We start from the raw sequence: 2,202 nt of genomic DNA, 5'->3' as shown, positions 1-2,202 counted from the left end.
ACTTTTGTTGCCTCTGTGGAAAAAATCCTGAAAGAATTTGGAGAAAACTATGTAATTAATTTTGTCTAGCTACTTACTCAAACGACTTTAGCACTCCGACCCAACAAACCGGGTTTTTTACCGAATCTGGGCCCAGAAACCAAGTATTGCTGTGAAAAAAACGGTTTCGATGCACCCGTGCGCTGGCGAACTAACTCAAAGATGTTATGATTAATATAGTTAATGCTCTCAAAAATCCGGTTTATTCCTATATTTACCGTGACTCGTTGTAAAATTCGTAGAAACCGGGTTTTTAACCCCCATTCGTAAGCCCAAAAATTGGCAAAAAATAGTAAAAAGTAAATGATAGAAACAGACACTGCGGCACAGATTTACACAGTAGAAAATACAGAGGAATTCGATCGCAGTAATGTCAATCAGCGATTAGATATTTGGCTGTCAAACCAGATACCGGACTTATCCCGATCGCGAATCCAAAGCCTCATATCACAAGGTAATGTCAAAGTCAACGACGAAACCTGCACATCGAAAAAAATATCAGTAAAAACGGGCGATCGCATCCACCTCACATTACCCGAAACCCAGCCCACAAAGTTGCAGCCCGAAGCAATTCCCCTCGACATCCTCTACGAAGACGACAGCCTAATTATCATCAACAAACCAGCCGGATTAGTCGTCCACCCAGCCGCTGGACACGCAGACGGTACATTAGTCAACGCCCTCTTAGCCCACTGTCCCTTAGCAGAAATAGGCGGAGTTCAGCGGCCGGGAATTGTGCACAGATTAGACAAAGATACGACAGGTGCGATCGCGATCGCCAAAACCGACATCGCCCACCAACACCTGCAAGCCCAACTCAAAACTAAAACCGCCCGCCGCGAATATTTAGGCATAGTTTACGGGGCTCCCAACACCGAAACAGGCACAATAGACCTACCCATCGGGCGGCATCCCACAGACCGCAAAAAAATGGCGGTAGTACCAGTAGAAAAAGGCGGTCGCCCCGCAGTTACTCACTGGACAATCAAAGAAAGAATCGGCAACTATTGCTTAATGCACTATCAATTAGAAACCGGCCGCACCCATCAAATTCGCGTCCATACAGCCGAAATAAAACATCCGATTGTCGGCGACCCGATGTACAGTTCCAACCGTTCTATCGGCGTCAATTTAACCGGACAAGCCCTCCACGCATGGCGGCTGACATTGCAGCATCCCGTAACCGGAGAATTAATAGAGGCGATCGCACCTTTGCCAGATCAATTCAATACCTTGTTGAAAATATTGCGCCTGCGATCTCACATTTGATAAGTGGTATAGCAGTCGCCAAAGCTGTTATGACAAGTCGCCATCAGGCGTTGAGAATGTTATCTACCTTGATTGCTTTGTTCAAGATTCCCTCCAGGATATGGTTTTGACCTTAACTGTTTTTTATAGCACAAGTATCACTTAGATGCTAGTGCAAGTCGGGGATGGTACTGTTCTGTGCAAATTTGTTGATGTCCAACATATCGATGTAGGCGTTTATCTGATTTCTCTTAATCTTATCTACTTTTATAGGTACGATCGAGTTCTTGCAACCCTGACACCAGATTGCCCAGTTCCATGACGTAAGCACCCCTAATCTTCTTTTTGTTGCTAAAACTCACCTTGGCATCGCTAAATACAACTACTGCAGTGACCTTGGTTAACTTTTTAGCTTTTTTGATAGCCGTGACTTCTTTGGCAATCTGTGCCAGAAAATCTTTCTCAAAATCTCTCAATTTCCCGTAAGATAGACGCTTGAGCACATCGCCATCCAACAGAACTACGGTTGAGTGAGACTTCACATCAAGGATAAAATTGACTCCTTTAGGCGATCGCAGCCACACATCGATATCCCCTACTTGCGGCAATCTTAAATTGTACTCAGCTATCCATCCAGATTGGATTAGGGACTCCAAAACTTGCTGAATCTTTTCTTCACCACACGCCCCTTGGTCAAATCTCTGAGACGACTTCCAAAACGTTTTCCCCTCCTCAATCAAAGGCAGGGCGATTAATGCCCCTATCAAAAGAGCTGCGACCAAAAATAAAGGAGCTAGCCCCTAGGTAGCGAATAAATAGACAAAATGGTACACTTGTAGACAAATATGCGGTGTACCATTTTGTTTAAGCTCGCGCGTTTTCGCAAAAAAGTTGGGATTATCAGTAAAGACACTC

General features: G+C 44.6%; 2 protein-coding genes. One reads left to right on the top strand and one right to left on the bottom strand.

From position 1 onward, the window contains the following. The first annotated feature begins 342 nt into the window (after positions 1 to 342). Complete coding sequence (locus QUB37_RS29555; protein ID WP_333168788.1) at positions 343 to 1,308, top strand: RluA family pseudouridine synthase; 966 nt, start codon at positions 343 to 345, stop codon at positions 1,306 to 1,308. 236 nt (positions 1,309 to 1,544) lie between these two features. On the opposite strand, the gene QUB37_RS29550 is transcribed toward QUB37_RS29555, so the two are convergent. After that, complete coding sequence (locus QUB37_RS29550; protein WP_333168786.1) at positions 1,545 to 2,054, bottom strand: NERD domain-containing protein; 510 nt, start codon at positions 2,052 to 2,054, stop codon at positions 1,545 to 1,547. Positions 2,055 to 2,202 lie beyond the last annotated feature (148 nt).

The organism is Microcoleus sp. AT3-A2 (genome assembly GCF_036705685.1).
GTDB lineage: Bacteria > Cyanobacteriota > Cyanobacteriia > Cyanobacteriales > Microcoleaceae > Microcoleus.
Note: the sequence above shows the minus strand (reverse complement) of the source record. Positions and strands in the feature narration are given on the sequence as shown.

Bases quoted from the DNA above. Each gene is read 5' to 3' on its own strand.
- QUB37_RS29555 (WP_333168788.1), top strand. From the start codon at position 343: ATGATAGAAACAGACACTGCGGCACAGATTTACACAGTAGAAAATACA.